Origin of the sequence: Variovorax sp. LG9.2 (genome assembly GCF_035018885.1) — a bacterium.
Taxonomy (GTDB): domain Bacteria; phylum Pseudomonadota; class Gammaproteobacteria; order Burkholderiales; family Burkholderiaceae_C; genus Variovorax.
In genome coordinates this window covers 1-23,823 of sequence record NZ_JASJXB010000021.1, presented here as the reverse complement: position 1 = coordinate 23,823, position 23,823 = coordinate 1, and the positions used below count along the sequence as shown (strand labels likewise).

The window sequence follows — 23,823 nt, the reverse complement described above, 5'->3', positions numbered from 1 at the left end:
TAGCAGGAATTATGACTGCCAGCCTCCAGACGGGTTCCACCGAAGACGGTGATAAGACAGCCGGTGCCGCGTTGGCGCCGCTGGCTTCACCGTTGTCGTCGCACTCGCGCTTCGTGCAGCGACTGCGACGCCGATACGCGGCTGAATTGACCCTGCTGCCGAAGGGCACACCGACGCGCGCAACGATGCAGATCGCCTTCGATGCGTTGCAGGCACGCGGCGACAAAGTGAGTGGTGTCAACGTTGCCGATGCGCTGCGCACCGTGCGCCAGTTGGTGATGGAGCGCCTGGCCGTGCTCGACTGCGACGAAGGCGCACCGCTCGCCGATGTCGTTCGCGCCGTGACCGAGCTGGCCGAGTTCGCACTCGATGTCGCCTGCCGCACCGCGTTGTCGGAACTCGAAGCCATCCACGGCGCGCCGCTTGGTGAAGAAGAAAAGGCTGGCCAAGTCGCGCAATTGTGGGTCGTCGGGATGGGCAAGCTCGGCGCGCGCGAACTCAACGTTTCGAGCGACATCGACCTTATCTACCTGTACGACCACGACGGCGAAACGGCGGGCAACGCCGAAGGCCGCGGCAAGCTGTCGAACCAGGAATATTTCGCGCGGGCGGTCAAGCGCATCTATGCGCTGGTCGGAGACACGACGGAGCACGGCTTCGTCTTTCGCATCGACCTGGCATTGCGTCCCAATGGCAACTCCGGGCCAACCGTGGTGTCGCTCGACGCGCTCGAGGAATACTTGCAGGTGCAGGGCCGCGAGTGGGAACGCTTTGCGTGGCTCAAGAGCCGCGTGGTGGCGCCTTCGTCGGCGGTAGCCGATGGCTCGGCACAGGCGCTGCGCGGCGTGGTGCTGCCGTTCGTCTTTCGTCGCTACCTCGACTACAGCGTGTTCGATTCGCTGCGCATCCTGCATCGGCAGATCCGGGAACAATCGGCGCGCCGCAGCGCCGGGCGGCCGGAGCGGGCGAACGACGTCAAGCTGTCGCGTGGCGGCATCCGCGAGATCGAGTTCACCGTGCAATTGCTGCAGGTGGTGCGCGGCGGGCAGTTCCCGGAATTGCGCACGCGGCCCACGCTCGACGCCTTGCAGCGGCTGGCACGCGCTGGCCTGATGCCGCAGGAAACCGCGGATGCGATGGCCGCTGCCTATGAATTTTTGCGCCGTGTCGAACACCGCATCCAGTACCTCGACGACCAGCAGACGCACATGCTGCCGGTCAGCGACGACGACCTGCGCTGGATCGCGGCGACTCTGGGTTTCAACGGCGTCTGCCCGTTTTTGGAACAGCTCGATACGCACCGCGAGTTCGTTGCGGAAGAGTTCGACAAGCTGCTCGGCGGCGAAAAGAACTGCAGCAAATGCAAAGGCGGCAAGAGCAGCGGCACCTCGGGCGAACTGGCAGATTTGATCGACAGCCTGCCGCCGGCTTTCGGTGAGCGCATCAAGGCGTGGTGCGAGCATCCGCGCATCCTGGCGTTGCGCGACGACACGCGTACACGCTTGCGGCAGTTGGTGCAGCGCACCGCCCAATGGCTGCGCGAGCCCGACAGCGATGGCCCCGGCCAGATATCGCGCCACACCGATGCGGCGCTGCGCTGGGCCGACTGGATCGAGCCCTTGCTGCGGCGCGAAAGCTACCTCGCGTTGCTGGTCGAACGGCCCGCCGTACAGGAGCGCTTGCTGCGCTTGCTGGGCTCGGCCAAATGGCCGGCGCGCTACCTCACGCAAAACCCGGGCGTCATCGATGAACTGGCCAGCGACGAAATGCTCCTGGGCCGCTTCGACGCCGCGGACTTCGAGCGCGAACTGGAAGCGCGGCATGCATCGCTGCGCGGCACCGGCGAGGCCGATGAGGAGCGGCTGCTCAACCTGCTGCGCCATGCGCATCACGCCGAACTGTTTCGCACGCTGGCACGCGATGTCGATGGCCGCATCACGGTGGAACAGGTGGCAGACGACCTGAGCGCGCTGGCCGACGTGGTGCTGCGTGTGACCGCGCGCTGGTGCTGGAAGCAAGTGCGCAACCCGCATCGTGAAGAGCCGCAGTGCGCCATCATCGGCTACGGCAAGCTGGGCGGCAAAGAGCTCGGCTACGGCAGCGATCTCGACATCGTTTTCGTCTACGAAGACGACGACGAGCGCGCCGGCGACGTGTACGCGACCTATGTGCGCAAGCTGATCAACTGGCTCACCGTGAAAACGCGTGAGGGCGACCTCTTCGACATCGACACGGCCCTGCGGCCCAACGGCAACTCGGGCTTGCTTGCCAGCAGCTTCGCGGCCTACGAAAGGTACCAACTGGGCCGCGGCAGCAACACGGCGTGGACGTGGGAGCACCAGGCCATGACGCGTGCCCGCTTCGTGCTCGGTGATGCCGCGCTCGGCGCGCGCTTCGACGCGGTGCGGGAGGCCGTCATCGTGGCGCCACGCGACCGCGACGCGTTGAAAGCCGAGATCATCGCGATGCGCGACAAGGTGCGCGCCGCCAGGCCGGTGAAGGCCGGCAAGTTCGACGTCAAGCACAGCCGCGGCGGCATGGTCGATGCCGAATTCGCGGTGCAATTCCTCGTGCTCTGCGCGGCCAAGGCGCACCCGGAACTGATCGACAACGTCGGCAACATCGCACTGCTGCTGCGGGCCGAAGCCGCCGGCTTGCTGCCTGAAGGCGTCGGGCGCGGTGCTGCTTCGGCGTACCGCGAATTGCGCCGTGTGCAGCATCGGGCGCGTCTTAACGAAGAGCCGACGCAGGTCGACCTGCCGGGCCTGGCGGTCGAGCGCGAAGCGATGCTGGCGCTGTGGAAGGCCGTGTTTGGTTGAGGCGATGACGCGGTCGTCGACCGTCTCGGCAGTTGCTGTGGCGATGACCGCGGCCGTGCTGCTCGCTGGCTGTGCCAGCGGACCGCGCGGTGGTCGCGATGGCGCGCCGTCGAATCCTCCTTCAGGACTGTCGCGCACGCCCGACGCCGAACCCCGCGTCGAAACCATCCGTGGCACCCATGGCACCAGCAAGCCCTACACCGTGCTCGGCCGTTCGTATGTGCCGATTGCCGACGATCGGTCTTTCAAGGAAACAGGACTGGCGTCGTGGTACGGCAGCAAGTTCCACAGCCAGTCGACCGCCAGCGGCGAGCCCTACGACATGTACGCCATGACGGCCGCACACAAGACGCTGCCGCTGCCGAGCTACGTGCGCGTGCGCAATCCGGCCAACGGGCGCGAGGCGATCGTGCGGGTGAACGACCGCGGCCCGTTCCACGACGATCGGGTGATTGACCTCAGCTATGCGGCGGCGGCCAAGCTGGACTTGCTGCGCGGCGTGGCGCCGGTCGAGATCGAGCGCATCACGAACCAGGAGATTCAGGCGGGAACCTGGCGGAGCGTCGACGTACCCGCGGTTTTCACGTCGCCGGTGGTTTCTTCGCCCCGGGCTGAAGTCGCAGAGCTGCCGATGATGCAACCGCTGGCGCCGGTAGCTTCAAGTGCACCGACCGGGCCGACCGCTCCTACCGCCGACGCGCCGCCGGGCATGTCGACCGCGGGCTTCTGGGTGCAGCTCGGTGCCTTCAGCCAGCGCGATGGCGCAATCGCTTTTCAGCAGAGGATGACGACGGCGATGCCGCAACTCGCGGCCAACCTCAATGTGTTCAGCGAGGGCAATACGCACCGTGTGCAGGCCGGTCCGTACGCGTCGCGGGACACGGCACGGAGCACAGCAGAGCAGGTCCGGAACGACCTGCAACTGGCGCCGATCATCGTCGAGCGACGCTGAACCAGGCGCCCTTTTTCAAGCGCCCTGGTAAACCGTCTTCGGAGCGATCGTCGCCGCCAGCTCCTTGCGGTAGCGGTTCAGCTCCTGCACGGTCTTGAAGCTGCGGTTCATCAACAGGCTCAGGTTGTGCAGGATGCGCTCGCCGACCTTGCTCTCCCACACCGCATCGAACTTGATCTGGTTGTCGAGCCAATGCTCGAGCCAGTCCGGGTCGGGCATGCGGCTCTGGATCGTGTCGCGCGGAAAGTGCGCCTTGCTCACGTGCAGGTTGGTAGGGTGCAGCGCCTGGGCCGTGCGGCGCGCGCTGGCCATCAACACGCCGACCTTGGTGAAAGCGGCACGCGCTTCGTCACCGAACTTTTCCATCGCACGCTTCATGTAGCGCAGATAGGCGCCGCCGTGGCGCGCTTCGTCCTGGCTCAACGTGGTGTAGATGTGCTTGATGACCGGCTCTGTATGCCATTCGGCGGCGCGACGATACCAATGGTTGAGGCGAATCTCGCCGCAGAAATGCAGCATGAGCGTTTCGAGCGGCGGCGCCGGATCGAAATCGAAGCGCACGTCGTGCAGCTCCTGCTCGGTCGGCGCGTGCTGGGGGCTGAAGCGCTTGAGGTATTCCATCAGCACCAACGAATGCTTTTGCTCCTCGAAAAACCAGATCGACATGAATGCCGAAAAATCACTGTCGTGCCGGTTGTCGCGCAAAAACATCTCGGTGGCCGGCAGCGCCGCCCACTCGGTAATGGCATTCATCTTGATCGTCTGAGCCTGCTCTTCGGTGAGCTTGGTCGCGTCGAATGACTGCCACGGAATATCCCGCTCCATGTCCCAACGGACGGATTCGAGTTGTCTGAAAAGTTCCGGGTAGAGCATTCAAATCTTTCTAAGGCAGGCGGATTTTAATAGGCACGTTCAGCACGCCTGTGACAACCGCGCGATGATGTGGGTACGCGCATCTTTCTCGAACGGATGCGCCCCTTCTATTTGCAGGAGATTCCCCATGCGAATTACCGTCTTGAAACCTGCTTTTCGTTCTGCGCCAACTTTCACGTTCGCCCTCGCCTGTGTAGTGTCTCTTGCCCTGTTTGCGCAGATGGCACGCGCTCAGAGTTCACCGGCTACGGCCCCTGGGGCTGCCGCCGCGCCATCCGGCGCCGGCGCATGCCCCGCCATCCTGAACTACACCTTCCCCCGGCTGCAAGACGAAAAGCCCCAGTCGCTGTGCCAGTACAGCGGCAAGGTCGTGCTGATCGTCAACACGGCGAGCTTTTGCGGATTCACGCCGCAGTACAAGGGGCTCGAAGCGCTCGATACCAAGTACCGGTCGCGCGGGTTGGTGGTGTTGGGCTTCCCATCGAATGACTTCTCGCAGGAATCGGGCTCGAACAAAGAGATCGCCGACTTTTGCGAAAGTACCTTCGGAGTGAAATTTCCGATGTTCTCGAAAAGCTCGGTTCGCGGCAGCGAAGCCAACCCGCTTTTCAAACAACTTGCCAAAATTTCGGGCACCACGCCGAAATGGAACTTCTATAAATACCTGATCGGCCGGGACGGCAAAGTGGTCGATGCGTATTCGAGCATGACCGCGCCGGAAGACCGCAGCTTCATTCGCGAACTCGAGAAGCAGCTCGGCGCAGATTAGGCCGACCTGAGCTTGGCGCGCCGCATTTCGACTTCACAAATGTTTACGAAGACACCGGGAACTGGCTGGCGCGCAAAGCGCTCATAACTGGCTCGGGCGCCAAAGAAAGCCCGTCAGTTTTCATGTTGCGAGGTCTTCCGAATGCTTGCCGTTCGGTCGAAATCCCGAGGCGATTCTTCTCCTCCTCCCTCCCTCCCTTCTTCGCGTCGGGGCACCTCGCAACATTTTTGTATGAAAGAAAAACGGCACCCTCGGGTGCCGTTTTCATTGGTGCAGTGCGATGTGCCTTCAGGGCTTGGTGTCCGCAAAACTCGGACGCAGCATTAACTTGTCGTAGAGCTTTGCGAGGTTCCCATGATTGGCGCGCCAATCGATCTCCGGAAAGCGATAGCCCAACCAGCCCAGCGCGCAACCGACCGCGATGTCCGACAGGCTCAGGTGAATGCCGCTGCAAAAAGGCTTGTCGCCCAAGCCCTTGGCCATGGCGGCAACACCGTTCTCGATCTTGGCGCTCTGGCGGTCCATCCACGCCTGACTGCGCTCGGTGTCGGCACGGTTCGCCCAGGTGGCTTCGAGCCGCCATGCGATACCGGCGTCCATGACGCCATCGGCCAGCGCTTCCCAGGTTTTGACTTCGGCCCGCTCGCGGCTTTGCGCCGGAATGAGCTTGCCGACCGGCGACAGCGTGTCGAGATACTCGACGATCACGCGCGAATCGAACATGGCCTCGCTGCCATCCATGATCAGGCACGGCACTTTGCCGAGCGGGTTGGACGTCGAGATGGTGGTGTCGGCCGCCCAGACGTCTTCGATCACGAACTGGTATTCGAGTCGCTTTTCGGCCAGCACCACGCGCACCTTGCGCACATAGGGGCTGGCAGCAGATCCGATCAATTTCATGTGGACTCTCTCCCTCGGGTGACGTGTAGTTTCGACCTCATTCTAGGGGACGGTGCAGGGCAAAATGTCGGGCACTAACAACGCAGGGAGAAGGATCATGGGCATAGACATGCAGATCGACGCGCGGCCGGAAAGCGGGCCACCGCACCGCCATCCGATCGAATTCACGGCGAGCGGCAGCGAGTATTTCCGCATCTGGATCGTCAACCTGCTGCTGATCGTCGTGACGCTCGGGCTCTACCTGCCATGGGCCAAAGTGCGCAAGCTCAAATATTTCTACAGCAACACCTGGGTCGGCGGCGACGCGCTCGACTTTCATGGCCAGCCGGTCAAGATGCTGCGCGGCACGCTCATTGCCGCCGCCTTCCTGATCGTCTACTCGGTAGGCAGCAAGTTCTCTGGCTGGGCGGCGTTGTTCGCGGCGCTGGCGTTCGTCTTGCTGTGGCCGGCGCTGTTCCGTGCGTCGATGCGCTTCCGGCTCGCCAACACCAGTTGGCGCGGGTTGCGCTTTCACTTTGCCGGCAGCACGCGCGGCGCCTATGCGGCGATGCTGCCGCCGCTTGCGCTCGCACTGTTGCCCGTGGCGCTGGCGGGTGCATTGGCTGGCCCGACCGACGGCATCAAGCCGGGCACCTTGCCCGTGTTGGCGACATCGCTGGTCGGCATCGGTATGACGATCTTCTTTCTCGGCCTGCCCTACTTTCTCTGGCGCCTGAAGCGCTACCAGCACAACCACTACGCGATCGGCGGCCTGCAAACGCGCCTCAGCGCCGACGTGGGCGTGCTCTACGGCATCTTCATCAAGTTGATAGGCGTGGGGTTCGTGGCGGTGATTGCACTGCTCGGCGTCGTGGCCATCTTCGCGTTCACCGGCTATGCGAGCCGCAAGAGCGGCGGCGGCTTGGGCGCGACCTTCATCATCCTGTCGTTCGTGCTCGGCATCGGCGGCGTCTTCTTGCTCAACGTGCTGCCCAAGTCATACCTGCAAGTGCGGCTGCAGAACCTGCTGTGGTCGACCACCGGCAACGACCTCATGCGCTTCGACAGCCAATTGAAGCTCAAGCGGTATCTGCCATTGCAGTTCAAGAACTATCTGCTGATCTTTTTGACGCTGGGCCTGTACTGGCCGTTCGCGGTGATCGGCACGCGGCGCGCGCAACTGGAAGCCGTGGTGCTTGAAACCCGCATTGCGCTCGACGACATCACGCAGACCGCGGCGCGTGAAAACCCGACGGCGGCGGGTGACATGGCTGCGGATCTGTTCGGCATGGACATCGGGTTGTGAGCCTTTGGTGAGCGAGGCTCCACACGACGCGCTGTCGGCGCGCTTCTTCGACGGCGTCCACAGCCGGTCGCACGCCGCGCTGCTGCAAACGCGCGAACGCATGCTTCTCATCACGCCCACCGAAGAGGGCGCATTCGCGCCGCTGTCCGTGCCCCTCAGCGCGGTCCGCTGGCCCGAGCGCACCCGCCATGGGGGACGCCTCGCGCAGCTGCCCGACGGCGCGAGCCTGCAAGCGCTCGACGTGGGTGCCTGGGACGATTGGGTCGGCCGCCACCATCGAAGCGACAGCTGGGTGGTGCGCGCGCAGCAAACCTGGCGCAGCGTCGCAGTCGCGCTGGTGCTGCTCCTCGGCGCCGTCGCCGCGATGTACCAATGGGGCTTGCCCTGGGTCGCCACGGGCGTGACGGCGGCCGTGCCGCGCAGTGTCGACGCGCTGGTCGGGCAGCAGGTGCTGGCGTCGCTCGACGACAGCTTGCTGAAGCCGACGACCTTGCCGCCACACGCCCAGCAGCGCATCCGCGACGGCTTCGCGCGGATGATCCATCGGGCCCATCCCGATGGCGCGCCCGAGGTGCGGCTCGAGTTCCGCAGTGCCCGCGATCCGCGCTTCGGGCCCAACGCACTGGCGCTGCCCGGCGGCACCATCGTGCTGACCGACGCGCTGGTCGAGCTCATGCCGGGCAACGACGATGCCGTGCTCGGCGTGCTTGGGCACGAGTTCGGCCATGTGCTGCGGCGCCACGCGATGCGGCAACTGGTGCAGGCGTCGGCGGTGGGCTTCGCTGTGTCGATCGCTTTCGGCGACTACGGCACGCTGATCGGCAGCGCGCCCGTGTTGCTGGCCACGCTCGGCTATTCGCGCGACCTCGAGCGCGAAGCCGATGCCGAATCCGTGCGGCTGATGCGCGCCAGCGGCATCTCGCCGCGCGCCATGGCGACTTTCTTCGAGGCGCTCGAGCGTTGGCGCACAGATCGAATCGGTAAGAAGGGCGAAAAGGACAGCACGGCCGGTGACGATGCGATCGGGCTGGCGTTCTCGTCGCATCCCGCGACCGCAGAGCGCATCGAGTTCTTCAAAAACGCCGCGCAGGAGTAAGAGCCGCTGCAGCCGTTTCGGCCCCGGTCTCCGCCGCCTAAAATTGGCCCATGGCCTTCTCTACCGTTTCCGCTCTTTCCCCCCTCGATGGCCGCTACGCGTCGCGGCTCTCGGCGCTCCGCCCGTTGATGAGCGAGCAGGGCTACATGCACCGTCGCGTGCAAGTCGAGGTGGCCTGGTTCATCGCGCTCTCGGACTGCGGCTTCGTCGAGTTCAAGCCGCTCACCGGCGGCGCGCGCAAGTATTTGCTCGGCCTGGTCTCGCATTTCAGCGAAGCCGATGCGCTCGCGATCAAGGAGATCGAAAAGGTCACCAACCACGACGTTAAAGCCGTCGAGTACTGGATCAAGTCCAAGTTCGAGGCGCGGCCGGAGCTGCTCTCCGCCGCGGAGTTCGTGCATTTCGCCTGCACCAGCGAAGACATCAACAACACCAGCCATGCGCTGCAGATTCAGGCCGCGCGCGACGTCGTCGTGCTGCCCGCCATCGACGGGCTCATCACCAAGCTCCGCGATATGGCCCACCAGTTCGCCAACGTTTCGATGCTGGCGCGCACGCACGGCCAGACGGCGAGCCCGACCACCGTCGGCAAGGAGATCGCCAACGTCGCGGTGCGCCTGGCCAAGGCTCGCGAGCAGATCGCCAAGGTCGACCTGCTCGGCAAGATGAACGGCGCTGTCGGAAACTACAACGCGCACATGGCGGCGTGGCCCGATTTCGATTGGGAGGCGTTCAGCCGCAAGGTCGTCGAGACGCCGGCACCCCTTGGACTGGGCCTGACGTTTCAGCCCTACAGCATCCAGATCGAACCGCACGACTACATGGCCGAGTTGTTCGACGCCGTGGCGCGTGCCGACACCATCCTCATCGACTTCTCGCGTGACATCTGGGGCTACGTGAGCCTCGGCTATTTCAAACAGCGGCTGAAGAAGGGCGAGATCGGCTCATCCACCATGCCGCACAAGGTCAACCCGATCGACTTCGAAAACGCGGAAGGCAATCTCGGCCTCGCCAACGCCCTGCTGCGGCACCTGAGCGAAAAGCTGCCGATCAGCCGCTGGCAACGCGACCTCACCGACAGCACCGTGCTGCGCAACGTCGGCGTGGCTTTCGGCTATGCGGTGCTGGCGTATTCGAGCCTCTCGATCGGCCTCGGAAAGCTGGAGCTGAACGAAGAAGCGCTGGCCGACGACCTCGACGCATCATGGGAAGTGCTGGCCGAACCGATCCAGACGGTGATGCGCCGCTTCGGCGTGCAGGGCGCTTATGAGCAGTTGAAAGAAGTGACGCGCGGCAAGACGGTGACGGCTGAAGCGCTGCACGGATTGATCCGCTCGCTGGAGATTCCCGAGACGGAAAAAGAGCGGCTGCTGGCGATGACGCCTGCGAGCTACATCGGCAAGGCAGCAGAGCTGGCGAAGCGCGCCTGATGGCACTCAAATCCACCATCTTCAAAGCGAACCTCGCGGTCGCCGACATCGACCACAGCTACTACGCGGACCATCAACTCACGCTGGCGCGGCATCCGAGCGAGAACGACGAACGGATGATGATTCGGCTCATCGCGCTGGCGCTCAACGCCTACAAGCTGCAGAGCGTGTGCGATGGCGATGGCGTGCTGGCCTTTGGCGCGGGGCTGTCGAACCCGGACGATCCGGATGTGTCGCTGCGCGATTTCACCGGGCGCACGCGTGTGTGGATCGAGGTCGGTCAGCCTGAAGAAAAGCCGCTCATCAAGGCTTGCGGCAAGGCAGACGAGGTGCTGTTGTATTGCTTCAGCCATGCGGCCGGCATCTGGTGGAAGGGCATCGAAACCAAGCTGACGCGCCCGCAGAATTTGCAGGTGTGGCGCGTGCCGAGCGAGACGTCGCAGGCTGTCGCTGCACTGGCGCAGCGCAGCATGCAATTGCAGGCGACGATTCAGGAAGGCACGTTGATGCTGGGCGATGGCGTGAAGAGCATCGACATCGAGCTGATGCGGCTCAAGTAGAGCCAGCCGCAGCACCGCAGCAAGAGTTCAGGCCGGCATCATCCGGCCGCAGTGCCAGCATTGCTCGAAGCCGCCTTCGACCAGCTCACCACACTCGCACGCCCATCGGCGTTGCGGCCGGTTCTTCAACTCGTGCAGCAAGCGCTCGGCAGTTTCGAGCTGCGTCGCGTCGTCGATCCATATTTCAGGCAGGCACTGGTCGGGCGGCAACTGACCAGCGGCCGCACCGAGGTACTCGCGCTGCACCGTCGCGCCAATGCCGTCTTCGCGAAGCGCGTGCGCCCAGAGCGTCGCGATCGCGAGGTTGGGTGCTTGCGCGAGTCGGCGCATGGTCAGCCCGGTGGCTTGGTGTCGGTGACGTCATCGGGCCACACTTGCTCCGCTTCACGCGCCCGCTCGGAGTACTTGTTGAAGCGCCAGGCCGTGTCTTCCATCGTGATGCGGCGCCAGGTCTCGCGCTTGGCAGCCGGTGTCATCGCGGGCCAGTGCTGCACCTCGCCGAAGGTGCGACCACAGCCCTTGCACTCATCGTCTCCCTGACTCGTGGAGCAGATCGCGATGCATGGCGTGTCGGGCGTCGTCTCGTACCAAGCAAGCCATGCTGCCCACGCATCTTTCGGGAAGCCGACCTCGTCGACATAGTCTTCATGGTGATAGACCATGAGCGCATAGACCTCTGCCAGGTCGCGAATTTCAGGCGCCAGTGTGATGCCGTCGGGGGAAGGCTTTTTCTCGCGCCAGAAGTTGATGGCGGCCTCGACGTCGGTGATGTGAATGGCGGCCATACGAAAAACAAGCGGGAAGAAAACAGCGAGCTGGAGAGTGAAACTCATCATAGACGGGCAATGTCCCAAGCGTTGTCATGGGTTTGTTTGCTCTTAAATTGATAGCACTGATGCCAGTGGCAGCGCGGCTTCTGCCATCGATTCTTTTAAGCGCAATGATTTTTAGGGTTGTCAGCCGTCGAAGGCCGATGTTCTAATCTGCCCACGAAGGGGAGTAGCTCCCGCCCGTTGCATCTACTGCAGCGGATATCGACAGGTCGTCAATACGGAGCCTCATGCTTCCGGCCTGTCGGGCAACGCGCAGTGCATCAGAGCAGTGCGCGATGTCGAGCAAGACCTTCGATTGAACCTGTTGTCAGGTTGGTCGAAGCGTCGTTTGCAAGCCCCGGCACACCCGGTCTTTCATTCAAACGTTCCGGCCCACGCCGCACCGGACCAGTAGAACGAAAAACAGATCGGAGTGCTTTGCACATGGAGTTTCTTTCAGCCCCTTGGTGGTCAGCCCTGCTGGCGATCATCGTCATCGACCTGGTGCTCGCCGGCGACAACGCGATCGTCATTGCGCTCGCGGCACGCCGTTTGCCACCCAAGTTGCAGAAGAAGGCCATCGTCTGGGGGACCGTCGGCGCCATCGTGCTGCGCTCGGCCATGACCATCGGCGTGGTGTGGCTGCTGAAGGTGCCGGTGTTGATGCTGGTCGGCGGGGTCGGCCTGCTGTGGATCGCCTACAAGCTCATTGCCGACTCAAGCGGGGAGCAGGAACACGGGGCTGGCGCGTCCACCTTCTGGGGCGCGATGAAGACCATCGTGGTGGCCGATGCGCTGATGGGCATCGACAACGTGCTCGGCGTGGCCGGCGCGGCGCATGGCGAGTTCGGCCTGGTCGTCATCGGGCTGGTGATCAGCATTCCGATCGTGGTGTTCGGCAGCACCCTGGTGTTGAAACTGGTCGAGCGCTATCCGTCGATCACGTACATCGGCGCGGCAGTGCTCGCGTACACCGCCGCCAAGATGATCGTTGCGGAACCGTTCCTCGCCGACATCTTCGGCACGCGTGAGGCGCCCGCCACGGCGTTGCGCTACGCAGTCGAAGCCGCCTGCGTCGCCCTGGTGCTGGGCGCGGCCTGGCTCGCGACGCGCAAGCCTTCTGCGAAACGTTCCGCCAAGGGCGAAGCGCCCGAACAACAACAACAACAACAACAAGACAAGACGCCGCACCCGGAGCGACCTTGAACGTTTGAAGTCGCATTCGTCAGCTTTTCAACGAAGGAGCAACACCATGGAAACGATCATCCTGTACGTGGACGACGCGGTTTATGCCCGCGAGCACCTTGCCAAATTGGCGCCCGGCGTGCCGGTGGCGCTGGACGATGAGAGCGCATCGACCGTGCCGGGCACCTTGGGTGTCGATGCTCGCGCGGCTTTCGAACCCAGGCACTGGATCGTGGTCGCCTGCGCACCGCGCATGACGCATCGCATCAGCAAATGGGTGAGCCACAGTGCGCGTGAAAACTGGCGCGGCAAATGGTTCGCCAAGGTGCAGGCGCAACTGGTGCCGTTGCTCGAAGCGGCCGGCGACCAGGTCACGCCGATGCTGGCCGGTGGCTCGCTGACCGAGATGACGCAGCATCTTCGGCAGATCCACGGCATGGCCACGGTGGTGGACGCACGCCGGCCCAAGATCGGGGTCGATCTGGAGCCCGTCGCGCACGGTCAGAAGCCGCCTGCAGCACCGGGCTGGGCGCTGCCAGGCGCGGTAGTGGGCATGGGTGCGCTGCTGGTCATCGCTGGCGAATTGAGCGATTGATTTCAAGCGAGTGACAACCCCGGTCGCTGCGGTATCCTGCCCGCATGCGACTCATCCTGAAATGGCTGCTCAGCGCGATCGCGCTGCTGGCAGTGGCTTATCTCTACAACGGCGTGCAGGTGACGAGCTTCGGCTCGGCGCTCATCGCGGCTGCTGTCATCGGCCTGCTCAACATGGTGGTGCGGCCGGTGCTGGTGGTGCTCACGCTGCCGGTGACGATCGTCACGCTCGGCCTCTTTCTGTTCGTCATCAACGCGTTGATGTTCTGGGCCGCGTCCGGGTTGCTTGGCGGCTTTCACGTCAACGGCTTTGGCGCCGCGCTGCTCGGCTCGCTGATCTACTCGTTGCTCGGGCTGGTGATCGAAGCGGCGCTCGGCGGGCTCTTCTCCAAGCGCTGAACCGGGCCCAGCGGACCGCCTACTTCAGCGGAGGCTCTTCTGCCTGCTGCTTGACCAGCGCATCGACAGCGCGTGCGCGCGTGTCGATGATCGACGCCTCGTAGTGGTCCAACGCGTTGGGTGCGTTGCGCGCAGACAGGTTGCGCGACAACTCCTGCGCCGCCTTGTAGCGGTCGCGCGCGCCGGCGTAGTCGAGGTTGGCGACGTTGGCTTCGGCATCGGCGCGGATCGCGCGCACCGGGTCGTCCTGTGCGTTGTAGAGGCTCGACAGCGCACGCCAGGCTGTGGCATCACGCGGTTGCAGCGCGGTGTAGTCGCGCAGCACCGGCACCATCGGCGCCGGGTTGCGCGTGGCGACGGCGGCCTGCACGGCGAGCAGCATCTCAGGTCGATCTTTGGCCTTGGCGTTGAGCAGAGAAGCGGCCTTGGCGGGGTTGCCGGCATCGAGTTCGATTTCAATAGCGAGCAAGCGGGCGAGACGTGATGCAGATGCATCGCCGGCCGTGCACGTAACCAGACGATCGCTCAATGCGCGCGACGCCTTGAAGTCCTTCAACTCATTGGCCGAAAACGCCGCGGCATAGAGCAGGCCGGCTTGTTGCGCCGGCGTGCTCTTGGTGAAGTCGCTGCCGGAACCGGCTTCAACCCATTGGCGCAACACGTCGACGCCTGGCCGCGTCAACACGCGAGCGCGGGCCGAGATCATTGCGTGGTCCATGACGAGCGGCAGACCCGGCGTCATCGGAACCGGCGCGGCGCGCGCTGCAGTCGGGCCGGACTTGACGACGACCGGTGGCAAGGTGGGCGTTGCTGATGACGATGCTGCGCCGGCTGTGGTTGTCGTTGTCGCCGCGGCCGTCGTTGAGGGCGTCGTTGTCGGCGCCGCCGGCGCACCACCTTGCACCGGGTCTACGATCACCCCCGGCTTCGCCGCATTCATGTCTCGAAACTGAAAGCGACCCTGCATGTCGGCGATGCGCTCGGTGTCCATCGGGTGACTGCGCAGATACGGGTACGAGGCGTTGTCGTTCAGCCGGGCGGCGAACTGCAGTTTTTCGAACATCGCCTCGGCGCCGCGCGGGTCGTAGCCGGCTTGGGTCATCACACCGAAGCCGACGCGGTCGGCCTCGCGCTCCATGTCGCGAGAAAAGGCGAGTTGGCTCTGCATCGCGTAGGCCTGGCTGCCCATCAGCATCGCGTTGCCGGCGTCACCATTGCGGGCCTTCATGGCGGCGAGCATGCCGATCACCATGGCCGCGATCATGAGCGGCATCTGCTTGGCATCGCGCGACATGATGCGTGCGATGTGGCGCTGCGTGACGTGCGACAGTTCGTGGCCGAGCACGGTCGCAAGCTCGTCCCGGCTGCCGATGATGGCGACCAGCCCGAGGTTGAGCCCGAGGTAACCGCCCGGCAACGCAAAGGCGTTGATGGTGCTGTCGCGGCCCAGAAAGATCTGCCAGGCAAAGCGCTCATCGAGCTCGGGCGTGAGCTCGCCACGCACCCGCGCTGCGGCCAGCAAACGCTGCCAGATGTCCTGCACGTATTCGACGATGACCGGGTCGTCGATATAGTCGGTGTCGCGGTAGATCTCGCGCGCGATCTGGTCGCCCAGTCGGCGCTCGGCACTGGCCGTCATCTCGCCGCCATCTCCCATGCCGGGCAACAACTGCGCACGCGCAACAGGCGGCATAAAGGCTTGCGCCGCTATCAAAACGACGGCGCACAACGCCCGAAGTGCGGGCTTCGATCTGGAATTTGAAGTCAGGCTTGGCATCGGTCTTTCCTGGGCCGGGCTCGTATGATGCGGCGTTCTGCCGATCGTTCACCCCATGAGTTCACTCACCCATTTTGACGCCCAGGGCCATGCCCACATGGTCGATGTCGCGGCCAAGCCAGCCACCCATCGCATAGCCGTTGCAAGCGGCCGCATCGTGATGCAGGCCGCCACGCTGGCGCTCATCGAGTCCGGCACCGCCAAGAAGGGCGACGTTCTCGGCGTGGCACGCATCGCCGGCATCCAGGCCGCCAAGAAAACCAGCGACCTCATTCCGCTTTGCCACCCACTGGCGCTGACGCATGTGTCGATTGCCTTTGCCATCGTCAAGGGCGGGGTGCCGCAGGTAGCGTGCAAGGCGACCGTCGAGACAGTCGGGCCGACGGGTGTCGAGATGGAAGCGCTGACCGCTGTTCAGGTCGCACTGCTGACCATCTACGACATGGTGAAAGCCGTCGACCGCGGGATGACGATCACCGATGTGCATGTGCTGGAGAAGCACGGGGGGAAGTCGGGGAGCTTTGTGGCGGGGTAGCGCCAGAGAAAGAGCGGATAGCACGGAGAGTGAGCAGCAGAGACGGCAGTGCGGCTCCGGGCACAACAAGACGAGTGGCAGTTTTGGCCGGGCGAACGGTTTTGCATGTTTTAACGTTTACTGACATTCTGTAACCGTTATGCACTTAACTGTCTCTAATTTGCAAAGCCCGTCTCTTCGAGGGTTTGCCCTTGTAGAACCCCTCATGGTGGCGCTTGGACACGCCCGGACGGGTCTGCGTTCGAGCGCGCAAATACGGCGGGCCGAAAAGGGAATGACCGCCATCGAGTTGCTCGTGGTTCTTGCCGTGATCGCCATCCTGGCGGTGGTCGCAGTGCCCTCTTTCGTCGACCTGACTCAAAGAAATCGCGTGTCCGGGGAAGTCAATGGCTTCGTCGGCGATTTGCAGTTCGCCCGTTCGGAGGCGATCAAGGAAGGGCAAACCGTGACGATCTGCGCGTCGTCGGACGGCTCGACCTGTGCATCCGGCGGCAACTGGAAGACTGGATGGCTCGTGTTTGCAGACGCGAACGGCAACCAGGTTCACGACTCGACCGAGACCGTACTCAGGAAGCAACCCGCTTTGGCCGGAACAGACACGTTCACTGCAAGCGGCAACACCTCGGCCATTTCATACAGCCGCGACGGATTCGCAATGTCTTTCACCGGCACAGTGACCTTGACAGTGCACACCACTCCGCTGAACGCGGCTGCGACTCGCTGCATCGCAGTCAATTTGGTGGGGCGGCAGCAAGTCCAATCGGCCAACGGAGGCACATGTCAATGAATCGAAGCCAAACGCTTAATCGTCGACAGCAAGGCTTCACACTTATCGAAGTGATGATTGCCGTCCTCGTGGTGACAGTCGGCCTGCTGGGCTTCGCCAAGATGCAGGCACTGGCAATTTCAAGCACGCAAGTTGCCAGCAGTCGTTCGATGATTGCACTGCAGAGCGCGAGCCTTGCCGCGGCGATGCATGGAAACAAGACCTACTGGGCGGGCGGAGTCGCCCCGGCCGCATTCAGTACGTCGGGACTCACTGTCACCGACGCCACCGGTGTGTTGAGCGCGACGCCTCCTGTTTGCCGAGCGGCGACGTTGCCTTCGGCTCCGCTTTGCACGCCCGCACAACTCGCAGCCTACGACCTGCAGTTGTGGGCTGCCAGCATGGCCAGCCTTTTCCCCACCTACACGTCGGCAGGGACGTGCACGGTGTCGGCAAGCACGCCCATCAGCTGCACGGTGACGGTTTCCTGGACTGAGAAGTACGTGTCTTCCAACCAGAATACCGCGTCAAACAGTGCCTCCACCGCCGGCACCAGAACTTACACGCTCTACGTCGAACCATGAACTCCGTTGCTTCAACACCGTCTGGCGGCCGTCGCAATCAACAGGCCGGCTTCACGTTGATCGAGCTGATGGTCTCGCTGACGATCGCGCTTTTCATGCTGGCGGCTATCGTCGCGATCTACGTCAACATGAAGGCCACCTTCGTGGCGCAAGACGAATTGGCACAGCTTCAGGACAGCGAGCGCCTCGCACTGACCATGCTGACCACGACGATTCAATCGGCCGGCTATTTCTCCGATCCCGTTAACAGCACCGCCATCACTTCACTGCCAGCGGCCAGCGTGACCTGGCCCAGCGGCACCGTCTCAGCGCTGGCAGCAGGCCAAGGCGTGGTCGGTGCTGGCAACACTTTAGGCACAGGTACGGGCAGCGACACCATTGCTGTGCAATACCAGACCGCCAGTGGCGACGGCTTGATGAACTGCCAGGGTCAGACCAACCCCGCGACATCCGGGGTGAAGCAGGTGTGGATCAACAGCTTTTCCATCAATGCGAGTAACGAACTCACCTGCACGGTCGGCACGGGAACGCCGGTCGCTCTGGCCAGCAACGTCGGACAGATGAGCATCGTCTATGGCGTGGACACCGACGGAGACGCCAATAACAGCACCGACACCTACATGCCCGGCTCGGGTGTTGCCGCTGCCGGGCTGTGGGCCCGGGTACATACCGCACAGATCACGCTCAGATTTCTGAACACGCTCAGCTCCACGCCGAGCGCGCCCGTGCTCCTGACCGGCCCCGGCATCGTCCAGAGCATCAATTTCAAGAACAATCCGTGACACGCCAACACCACCATGGGTCTCGTCCCCAACGAGGCATCGCACTCATCACATCACTGTTGATTCTGGTGATTGTTTCGTTGTTGGCTGTGAGCATGTATCGCAGTTTTGGTCTGCAAGAAAAAATTGCCGGCAACACGCTCGAAAAGCAGCGCTCGCTACAGGCGGCGGAAAGCGCACTCCAATACGGCGAATGGTGGATTGCCCGCGGCAGTGGCGGTGGTGGATCGGCCTGCAGCGGCGTGTTCAGCGCCAACGATCAGACCGCCATGAAAATCTGCAACGTGCCGATGAGCATCGCCACGTCCAGCACACTTCCCTGGGCCGTAAGAGGCAACTACCAGCCGCCGAGCATGACGGTGCAGAGCGGCGGCGGCCTCAATACCGGAAGCACCGGGATTGCCAACGACATCAACTACGCCACCCTGCCGAGCGTCTATGTGTCCTACCTCGGCCTCGCTCCGGACGGCAAGACCATGCTTTATCAGGTGACCGGTGCCGGCTACGGCGGCAGCACTGCGACTGCCAGCGTCGTTCAAAGTACCTATGCAATGAAGTTCAGCGTGACTGACATCGGTCAGCCGTAGTTCAAGGAGACCACATGACCTCAAAATACTTTCGCCTCGCACTGGCACTGGCCGCGCTCGGCGCGCTGTCATTCAGTGCCCAAGCACAGCTCGTGATCAGCGACACGCTCACAGGAACATCCTCTTCCTATAACTGGAAGAGCTTGAATGGGGCGTGCCTCACTGCCGGAAACAACTCGGTGATACCGCCGGCGACTTCGCCCATCATCCCCGCGTGCGTCGGGTTGGCCTACTACAGCGGCAAGACACAGGTTGGCGGTGTGAGCGGCAGGTTGCCGGATGCAGCAGGCAGCGGCGCCCTTCGCCTGACCAATGGCGACACGCAAAACGGCGGCTCCAATGGCGACAACCAGACCGGCGCCATCGTGTCCAACTTCACCTTTCCCACCACGCAAGGACTGCAGGTCACCTTTACCACGGCCACGTATGGCGGCGACGGCGGGACCGGAGCGGACGGCATCAGTTTCTTTCTGTCCGACGGCAGCCAGGCGCCCTCGGTGGGCGGCCTGGGTGGCAGCCTGGGCTACAGCTGCTCCAACGTGAACGGCTCGTACAACGGCGTTGTCGGGGCTTACATCGGCGTGGGCATCGACGAGTACGGCAACTTTTCAAATAGGAACGACAACACGAGCAGTGGACCCGGCTTTCAGGCGGGCCGAATCAGTCTGCGCGGCGCCGGCTCCACAGCGTTCGCGTCGCTGTCGACCTCGCCAGCAACCAGCGCTTATTACCCCACGACGCTCAACGCGAGCGACCAGCAGTCGGCGGTGCAAAACACCTGCAGGACGGGAACGATCTGGAACTACAGCGGCAACAAGATCGGCAACGTCAACAACAAGAACGACACGACGATCCAGCTCGCATACAACTATCCGTTTTTGCTAGGCTCCAATTTGCCCGCGGGGTTCAGCCTGTCCAATCAGCAGGCCATGAACATGCCTGTGCGCGGCAATGCAACGCCGATCACTTACGGCTTGAAACTGACGCAGGACGGACTGCTCAGTCTCTCTTACAGCGTCAACGGTGGCATTGCGCAAAACGTAATGACAAACCAGTCCATCACCGCTTCGAACGGCCCGCTACCTGCGTCTTTTAGATTCGGCTTCTCCGCAGGCACAGGCGGCTCCAACAATGTGCATGAAATCATGTGCTTCAAGGCAGCACAGATCAATGCGGCTGCAAGCTCGGCCGGCATCAATATCCAGCAATCGGCCAAGGTGCAAGTCGGCACACAGGTGTACCTTGCCTATTACCACCCGGTGAACTGGTGGGGCCAACTAACTGCGCAAAATCTTGTCGAAGACGCAACGACGTCGACGGTGTCGATCAACCCCGTCGCGAATTGGGACGCGAGTTGCGTGCTCACCGGCGGCGCCTGCAGTGCCACCGGTGCCGCCAGCACCCCGGTACAAGGATCCTCTTCACGCAATGTCCTGACCTGGAACGGCAGCGCAGGCATTCCTTTGGTGTGGCTCGGCCTCTCCGCCGCGCAGAAAAATGCGCTGGACCCAGCGGCCGGAACAACAGCCACCAGTTCGACGCGGCTGGACTACCTTCGAGGCGATCGAACCCAAGAAGTAGGTGGCACGCCCGGGGGTCCTTTCCGCGCGCGAAACAGCGTGCTCGGCGACATCGTCAGCAGCAGCCCGACATGGGTCGGGGCACCCAACCTGCCCTACAAAGGCATCTGGAAAGACGCGCTCCACCCGACAACCACCATGCCCGAGGGATCGAGCTACGGCGCCTACGCGACAAGCAATGCGACCCGAACCAACGTCGTGTACGCGGGCGCCAACGACGGCCTGCTGCATGGGTTCCGGGCCGGCGCCTACGACTCGAGCGGCAACTTCAACACGGCCGCTGCCAACGATGGCAATGAACTATTGGCTTACATGCCGGCGCAGGCACTCAACACCATCCACGCGACCCCCCCCACAGCCGCCTCGCTCGACTACTCCTCGCCCCAGTACAGCCACAACGCCTTCGTGGACGCCACGCCCGGAACGGGCGATCTCTACTATCAGGGTGGCTGGCACACCTGGCTCGCAGGTGGCCTGGGCGACGGCGGCAATGCCGGCGGCGTCATCGGCGACAACACCACGGCGGCAACCGGCGGCCTTTACGTCCTCGACGTCACCAACCCAGGAAATTTCAGCGAGGCGAATGCCGCCACCCTGGTCATCGGCGATTGGACTTCCACCTCTGCGAGCCTGACCTGCCCGACCGACACCGCCAGCACCTTTTGCCGCGACAACCTCGGAAGTACTTTCGGAACCCCCATCATCCGCCGCCTGCACGACGGCAACTGGGCTGTGATTTTTGGCAACGGCCTCAACAGCAAAAGCGGCAAGGCGGGCGTGTTTGTGATGACGGTCGACCAGACCACCGGTGCGAAGAGCTTTCGCTTCCTCGACACCGGTGTGGGCACCGCTACCGCGCGCAACGGCATCGCCTACGTCGCGTCTGCCGATCTCGATGGCGACCACGTCACGGACTATTTCTACGCCGGCGACGTGCTCGGCAACATGTGGCGCTTCGATGTGACCGGCGCAACCGGGGGCAGCTGGTCAGCGCGATCGACCCCGATCTTCAACACTGGTGGACTTCCCATCACCACACGCGCGACGGTCAATACCGCAGCCACGTCTTCAGGCACGGCACGGGTCATCGTAGGTTTTGGGACCGGCCAAATCTTTCCGCAAACACAGACTGCGGCTGCGACTCCCGTCAGCGGCACCCAATACATATTCGGCATCTGGGACTGGGACATGACCAGCTGGAATTCGCTCAGCGGTGTTCGATACAGCAGCTTGGCCTCGCCCCAGACAGTCAACGCGACCGTGTTGCAAACGCAGACTACTGCAACCCTCGCCTACAGCACCGGTGGTATTTCCGGCGTGCGTACGGTGACGCAATACCCGATCTGCTGGAAAGGCGCGGCGACCTGTTCGAGCGGAAATAGCCAGTTCGGCTGGAAACTCGCGCTTCCGGGGACTAACGAGCAAGTCGTATACAACCCCGTGCTCTCGGATGGGATGTTCGTAGTCAACACCGCCATCCCCGGCGCCACGCAGGCGCTGACCTGCGGTTCACAGCCCGCTTCCGGATACACCATGGCGATTACTGCAGACACTGGCGCGGCAGCGACATCGTCTTACTTCGCAGACGCCAGCAACAATTACGTCACGACAAACGGATTGGTATTGAGTGGCGTCGGATTGAGCGCGGTGGGTTCGCCATCGTTCGTGACAACTGCGACCAAGAAATATCTCGTCAATCAAACTGTCAGTGGCGTCGGATCGGTCACTCAAGTCAATCCCGGCGCCAATAGCAAAGGCGGACGGGTGACTTGGATCAAGCTGCGCTGATCATGACTTCCGCCAAAGGGCCAAAAGGAATACAGATGAATCTGGTGCAGAACTTCAGTCACCGCCGCAACGGTGCCTTGAAAGACGCAAGTGGCTTTACGCTCATCGAATTGATGATTGTCGTGGCCGTTGTCGGAATACTTGCAGGTATTGCATATCCCTCATACAACCAGTACGTTTTGAAATCGCGTCGCGCCGACGCTAGGAATGCAGTGCTGGATCTTGCAAGTCGGCAGGAGAGGTATTTCAGCGTTAACAATTCCTACACAAATCTTCCTAGCGCACTTGGTTACGGTGGTAATTCCGCATTTCCCGTCAGTGTGAATGTTAGTGGGCAGAGCTACTACACTTTGAACGCGACATTTTCTGCGTCGCCGGCAGGTTTTGTAGCCATAGCTACTCCGACTTCGTCCCAGATGGCAGACACAAAATGTTATTCATTCCAAGTCGACCAGTCAGGCACTCAGACCAATCTTGACAGCGGCGGCAGTCCACTGACGAGTAGTGGCTGTTGGTAAGGTGCGGCCCAACGGCGCACTCAACTGAAAGTCAAATCTAGGAACACCATGAACTATGCGCATCGCAATGCGATGCGCACTCAAGATTGCCCGATGTAACGACTTTGAGCATGCACAGGCAAGGTTTTGACCACTTTCGGGGCCGCTTCCCCCATTCAAGACGCACCTCGGGCGTGGGAATCCAACAGTGCCCTTTTGGCGATGACCAGATTGGCCAGGCCAAACAGGCTCAACGGCTGTGCCGGGTTCTCGGCCATCGCCTTGTAGCGAGCCTTCCTGTGACGAAACAGGTTCTTGACCACATGGAACGGATGCTCGACCTTCGCGCGGATGCTCGCCTTCATTTTCTCCGCCCGCTCGGCCAGGAACTGGGGCTCCATGAATTCATTGAGTTTGCGCCGCTTGCCCCAAGGCATAGCCACGTGCCAGGTAAGGCCCTTCGCTTCGGCTCGCTTGTGCGCCCAGGTAGCCAGCGTCCCCGAAGGCCGCATGTTCATCTGATGCATTTCCGGGTCGCGTTTGTCTTCGGCGTTCTTGGTCGTGTCGGCGCCGGTTGAACTTTGACCCACCCTGCCGGTTGAACTTTGACCCGGGGATGGAAGCCGGCATCGTGGATGCCGGCTGTGCATAACTCTACCGTCTTCGTCCTTTCTCGGTTTCCTTTCTAATGACTGATTGCTCGCACGAAGAAGGCGCGAAGGGCGAAGCCCGCAGCGCCTTGTCCCTGCCTGCGATGTTGCTCAACCGGCGTTTCCAACCGCCCCCTTTCGCTCCTGCTCACGAGCTTTGATGCGCTTCTTCGAGTTGGCAGTGGCGTGCGTGATCCGGTAACTGTCGTTGCCCGTCTCGACGATGTGGCAGTGGTGAGTGAGCCGGTCCAGCAGCGCAGTGGTCATCTTCGGATCTACGAACACACTGCTCCATTCAGCGAAGTCCAGGTTGGTCGTCACCACCACGCTGGTGTGCTCGTACAGCTTAGAGAGCAGGTGGAACAGCAGCGCCCCACCGGCCTGGCTGAAGGGCAGGTAGCCCATCTCATCGAGCACCACCGCATCCAGTCGCAGCATGCTCGCGGCAATGCGACCCGCCTTGCCCTGAGCCTTCTCCTGCTCCAGCGTATTGACCAGGTCGACCGTAGAGTAGAAGCGCACGCGCTTGCCATGCTGCGTGATGCCCGCCACGCCGATGGCCGTCGCCAGATGGCTCTTGCCGGTGCCGGGGCCACCCACCAA

23 protein-coding genes and 1 pseudogene are annotated in these 23,823 nt (G+C 62.8%); 17 read left to right on the top strand and 7 right to left on the bottom strand.

Annotation, left to right across the window (positions count from 1 at the left end):
• Positions 1-11 precede the first annotated feature (11 nt).
• Positions 12-2,819: a bifunctional [glutamate--ammonia ligase]-adenylyl-L-tyrosine phosphorylase/[glutamate--ammonia-ligase] adenylyltransferase gene (gene glnE / locus QN413_RS19165; protein WP_323498170.1), complete on the top strand. Its 2,808-nt coding sequence runs from the start codon at positions 12-14 to the stop codon at positions 2,817-2,819.
• 4 nt (positions 2,820-2,823) lie between these two features.
• Positions 2,824-3,771, top strand: a complete 948-nt coding sequence (locus QN413_RS19160) for a septal ring lytic transglycosylase RlpA family protein (protein ID WP_323498169.1) — start codon at positions 2,824-2,826, stop codon at positions 3,769-3,771.
• Positions 3,772-3,786: 15 nt separating this feature from the next.
• Here the strand turns inward: QN413_RS19160 and QN413_RS19155 are convergent, their stop codons facing one another.
• Positions 3,787-4,644, bottom strand: coding sequence for a ferritin-like domain-containing protein (locus QN413_RS19155; RefSeq protein WP_187053613.1), 858 nt, complete (start codon positions 4,642-4,644; stop codon positions 3,787-3,789).
• A gap of 220 nt (positions 4,645-4,864) precedes the next feature.
• On the opposite strand from QN413_RS19155, the gene QN413_RS19150 reads away from it, so the two are divergent.
• On the top strand, positions 4,865-5,413 hold the full coding sequence (locus QN413_RS19150) for a glutathione peroxidase (RefSeq protein WP_323498168.1): 549 nt from the start codon (positions 4,865-4,867) through the stop codon (positions 5,411-5,413).
• Between the two features lie 288 nt (positions 5,414-5,701).
• Here the strand turns inward: QN413_RS19150 and QN413_RS19145 are convergent, their stop codons facing one another.
• Positions 5,702-6,313, bottom strand: a complete 612-nt coding sequence (locus QN413_RS19145; RefSeq protein WP_323498167.1) for a glutathione S-transferase N-terminal domain-containing protein — start codon at positions 6,311-6,313, stop codon at positions 5,702-5,704.
• A gap of 97 nt (positions 6,314-6,410) precedes the next feature.
• Here QN413_RS19145 and QN413_RS19140 point away from each other — a divergent pair, with 97 nt between their 5' ends.
• The 4 genes from QN413_RS19140 to QN413_RS19125 are packed head-to-tail and all read left to right on the top strand — an operon-like array spanning position 6,411 to position 10,684.
• Complete coding sequence (locus tag QN413_RS19140; protein ID WP_323498166.1) at positions 6,411-7,598, top strand: YjgN family protein; 1,188 nt, start codon at positions 6,411-6,413, stop codon at positions 7,596-7,598.
• Positions 7,599-7,605: 7 nt separating this feature from the next.
• On the top strand, positions 7,606-8,694 hold the full coding sequence (locus QN413_RS19135; RefSeq protein WP_323498165.1) for a M48 family metallopeptidase: 1,089 nt from the start codon (positions 7,606-7,608) through the stop codon (positions 8,692-8,694).
• 50 nt (positions 8,695-8,744) lie between these two features.
• Positions 8,745-10,124: an adenylosuccinate lyase gene (gene purB, locus QN413_RS19130; protein WP_323498164.1), complete on the top strand. Its 1,380-nt coding sequence runs from the start codon at positions 8,745-8,747 to the stop codon at positions 10,122-10,124.
• On the top strand, positions 10,124-10,684 hold the full coding sequence (locus QN413_RS19125) for a YaeQ family protein (RefSeq protein WP_323498163.1): 561 nt from the start codon (positions 10,124-10,126) through the stop codon (positions 10,682-10,684). Before purB ends, QN413_RS19125 begins: the two co-directional genes overlap by 1 nt.
• A 27-nt stretch (positions 10,685-10,711) precedes the next feature.
• Here the strand turns inward: QN413_RS19125 and QN413_RS19120 are convergent, their stop codons facing one another.
• Together QN413_RS19120 and QN413_RS19115 are read right to left on the bottom strand one after the other, a co-directional pair.
• Positions 10,712-11,014 carry a putative signal transducing protein gene (locus QN413_RS19120; protein WP_323498162.1) on the bottom strand — a complete coding sequence of 101 codons (303 nt, stop codon included), beginning with the start codon at positions 11,012-11,014 and terminating at the stop codon, positions 10,712-10,714.
• 2 nt (positions 11,015-11,016) lie between these two features.
• Positions 11,017-11,469 (bottom strand): DUF3717 domain-containing protein, encoded by a 453-nt coding sequence (locus tag QN413_RS19115; RefSeq protein ID WP_323498161.1) that lies wholly within the window; start codon positions 11,467-11,469, stop codon positions 11,017-11,019.
• Positions 11,470-11,940: 471 nt separating this feature from the next.
• Between QN413_RS19115 and QN413_RS19110 the strand changes: the two genes are divergently transcribed.
• Genes QN413_RS19110 through QN413_RS19100 form a run of 3 tightly spaced genes read left to right on the top strand, consistent with a single transcriptional unit; the run spans position 11,941 to position 13,674 of the window.
• Entirely contained in the window at positions 11,941-12,702 is a 762-nt protein-coding gene (locus QN413_RS19110; protein WP_323498160.1) for a TerC family protein, read from the top strand.
• Positions 12,703-12,748: 46 nt separating this feature from the next.
• The gene (locus QN413_RS19105; RefSeq protein ID WP_323498158.1) at positions 12,749-13,276 is read left to right on the top strand and encodes a hypothetical protein; all 528 of its coding nucleotides are present in this window, start codon (positions 12,749-12,751) and stop codon (positions 13,274-13,276) included.
• Between the two features lie 44 nt (positions 13,277-13,320).
• The gene (locus tag QN413_RS19100; RefSeq protein ID WP_323498157.1) at positions 13,321-13,674 is read left to right on the top strand and encodes a phage holin family protein; all 354 of its coding nucleotides are present in this window, start codon (positions 13,321-13,323) and stop codon (positions 13,672-13,674) included.
• A 19-nt stretch (positions 13,675-13,693) separates the two neighbouring features.
• Here QN413_RS19100 and QN413_RS19095 read toward each other — a convergent pair whose 3' ends face one another.
• Positions 13,694-15,451, bottom strand: coding sequence for a M48 family metalloprotease (locus QN413_RS19095; RefSeq protein ID WP_416352211.1), 1,758 nt, complete (start codon positions 15,449-15,451; stop codon positions 13,694-13,696).
• Between the two features lie 55 nt (positions 15,452-15,506).
• Here QN413_RS19095 and moaC point away from each other — a divergent pair, with 55 nt between their 5' ends.
• From moaC to QN413_RS19060, 7 genes are all read left to right on the top strand, one after another.
• Positions 15,507-15,986 carry a cyclic pyranopterin monophosphate synthase MoaC gene (gene moaC / locus QN413_RS19090; RefSeq protein WP_187053625.1) on the top strand — a complete coding sequence of 160 codons (480 nt, stop codon included), beginning with the start codon at positions 15,507-15,509 and terminating at the stop codon, positions 15,984-15,986.
• Positions 15,987-16,191: 205 nt separating this feature from the next.
• Complete coding sequence (locus QN413_RS19085) at positions 16,192-16,773, top strand: Tfp pilus assembly protein FimT/FimU (RefSeq protein WP_323498155.1); 582 nt, start codon at positions 16,192-16,194, stop codon at positions 16,771-16,773.
• On the top strand, positions 16,770-17,336 hold the full coding sequence (gene pilV, locus QN413_RS19080) for a type IV pilus modification protein PilV (RefSeq protein ID WP_323498154.1): 567 nt from the start codon (positions 16,770-16,772) through the stop codon (positions 17,334-17,336). Before QN413_RS19085 ends, pilV begins: the two co-directional genes overlap by 4 nt.
• The gene (locus QN413_RS19075; RefSeq protein ID WP_323498153.1) at positions 17,333-18,118 is read left to right on the top strand and encodes a prepilin-type N-terminal cleavage/methylation domain-containing protein; all 786 of its coding nucleotides are present in this window, start codon (positions 17,333-17,335) and stop codon (positions 18,116-18,118) included. Before pilV ends, QN413_RS19075 begins: the two co-directional genes overlap by 4 nt.
• On the top strand, positions 18,115-18,705 hold the full coding sequence (locus QN413_RS19070) for a pilus assembly PilX family protein (RefSeq protein ID WP_323498151.1): 591 nt from the start codon (positions 18,115-18,117) through the stop codon (positions 18,703-18,705). The genes QN413_RS19075 and QN413_RS19070 overlap by 4 nt, the downstream gene beginning before the upstream one ends.
• Before the next feature lie 14 nt (positions 18,706-18,719).
• A complete protein-coding gene (locus tag QN413_RS19065; protein WP_323498150.1) occupies positions 18,720-22,073 on the top strand; it encodes a pilus assembly protein in 3,354 nt (1,117 codons plus the stop codon).
• Between the two features lie 2 nt (positions 22,074-22,075).
• Positions 22,076-22,591 (top strand): type IV pilin protein, encoded by a 516-nt coding sequence (locus QN413_RS19060; protein ID WP_323498148.1) that lies wholly within the window; start codon positions 22,076-22,078, stop codon positions 22,589-22,591.
• 155 nt (positions 22,592-22,746) lie between these two features.
• Here the strand turns inward: QN413_RS19060 and QN413_RS19055 are convergent.
• Both QN413_RS19055 and QN413_RS19050 read right to left on the bottom strand, forming a co-directional pair.
• Positions 22,747-23,086, bottom strand: a pseudogene (locus tag QN413_RS19055) (transposase); the annotation flags it as partial.
• A gap of 245 nt (positions 23,087-23,331) precedes the next feature.
• Positions 23,332-23,823 (bottom strand): ATP-binding protein (locus tag QN413_RS19050; protein ID WP_323498147.1); only part of this gene is annotated, 492 nt, incomplete at its 5' end.

Bases quoted from the DNA above. Each gene is read 5' to 3' on its own strand.
- QN413_RS19115 (WP_323498161.1), bottom strand. From the start codon at position 11,469: ATGGCCGCCATTCACATCACCGACGTCGAGGCCGCCATCAACTTCTGG.
- QN413_RS19150 (WP_323498168.1), top strand. From the start codon at position 4,865: ATGGCACGCGCTCAGAGTTCACCGGCTACGGCCCCTGGGGCTGCCGCC.
- QN413_RS19060 (WP_323498148.1), top strand. From the start codon at position 22,076: ATGACTTCCGCCAAAGGGCCAAAAGGAATACAGATGAATCTGGTGCAG.
- QN413_RS19085 (WP_323498155.1), top strand. From the start codon at position 16,192: ATGGTGGCGCTTGGACACGCCCGGACGGGTCTGCGTTCGAGCGCGCAA.
- QN413_RS19140 (WP_323498166.1), top strand. From the start codon at position 6,411: ATGGGCATAGACATGCAGATCGACGCGCGGCCGGAAAGCGGGCCACCG.
- moaC (WP_187053625.1), top strand. From the start codon at position 15,507: ATGAGTTCACTCACCCATTTTGACGCCCAGGGCCATGCCCACATGGTC.
- QN413_RS19095 (WP_416352211.1), bottom strand. From the start codon at position 15,451: ATGCCAAGCCTGACTTCAAATTCCAGATCGAAGCCCGCACTTCGGGCG.
- QN413_RS19075 (WP_323498153.1), top strand. From the start codon at position 17,333: ATGAACTCCGTTGCTTCAACACCGTCTGGCGGCCGTCGCAATCAACAG.
- QN413_RS19125 (WP_323498163.1), top strand. From the start codon at position 10,124: ATGGCACTCAAATCCACCATCTTCAAAGCGAACCTCGCGGTCGCCGAC.
- QN413_RS19155 (WP_187053613.1), bottom strand. From the start codon at position 4,644: ATGCTCTACCCGGAACTTTTCAGACAACTCGAATCCGTCCGTTGGGAC.
- QN413_RS19065 (WP_323498150.1), top strand. From the start codon at position 18,720: ATGACCTCAAAATACTTTCGCCTCGCACTGGCACTGGCCGCGCTCGGC.
- QN413_RS19145 (WP_323498167.1), bottom strand. From the start codon at position 6,313: ATGAAATTGATCGGATCTGCTGCCAGCCCCTATGTGCGCAAGGTGCGC.
- glnE (WP_323498170.1), top strand. From the start codon at position 12: ATGACTGCCAGCCTCCAGACGGGTTCCACCGAAGACGGTGATAAGACA.
- QN413_RS19105 (WP_323498158.1), top strand. From the start codon at position 12,749: ATGGAAACGATCATCCTGTACGTGGACGACGCGGTTTATGCCCGCGAG.
- QN413_RS19160 (WP_323498169.1), top strand. From the start codon at position 2,824: ATGACGCGGTCGTCGACCGTCTCGGCAGTTGCTGTGGCGATGACCGCG.
- pilV (WP_323498154.1), top strand. From the start codon at position 16,770: ATGAATCGAAGCCAAACGCTTAATCGTCGACAGCAAGGCTTCACACTT.
- QN413_RS19100 (WP_323498157.1), top strand. From the start codon at position 13,321: ATGCGACTCATCCTGAAATGGCTGCTCAGCGCGATCGCGCTGCTGGCA.
- QN413_RS19120 (WP_323498162.1), bottom strand. From the start codon at position 11,014: ATGCGCCGACTCGCGCAAGCACCCAACCTCGCGATCGCGACGCTCTGG.
- QN413_RS19110 (WP_323498160.1), top strand. From the start codon at position 11,941: ATGGAGTTTCTTTCAGCCCCTTGGTGGTCAGCCCTGCTGGCGATCATC.
- purB (WP_323498164.1), top strand. From the start codon at position 8,745: ATGGCCTTCTCTACCGTTTCCGCTCTTTCCCCCCTCGATGGCCGCTAC.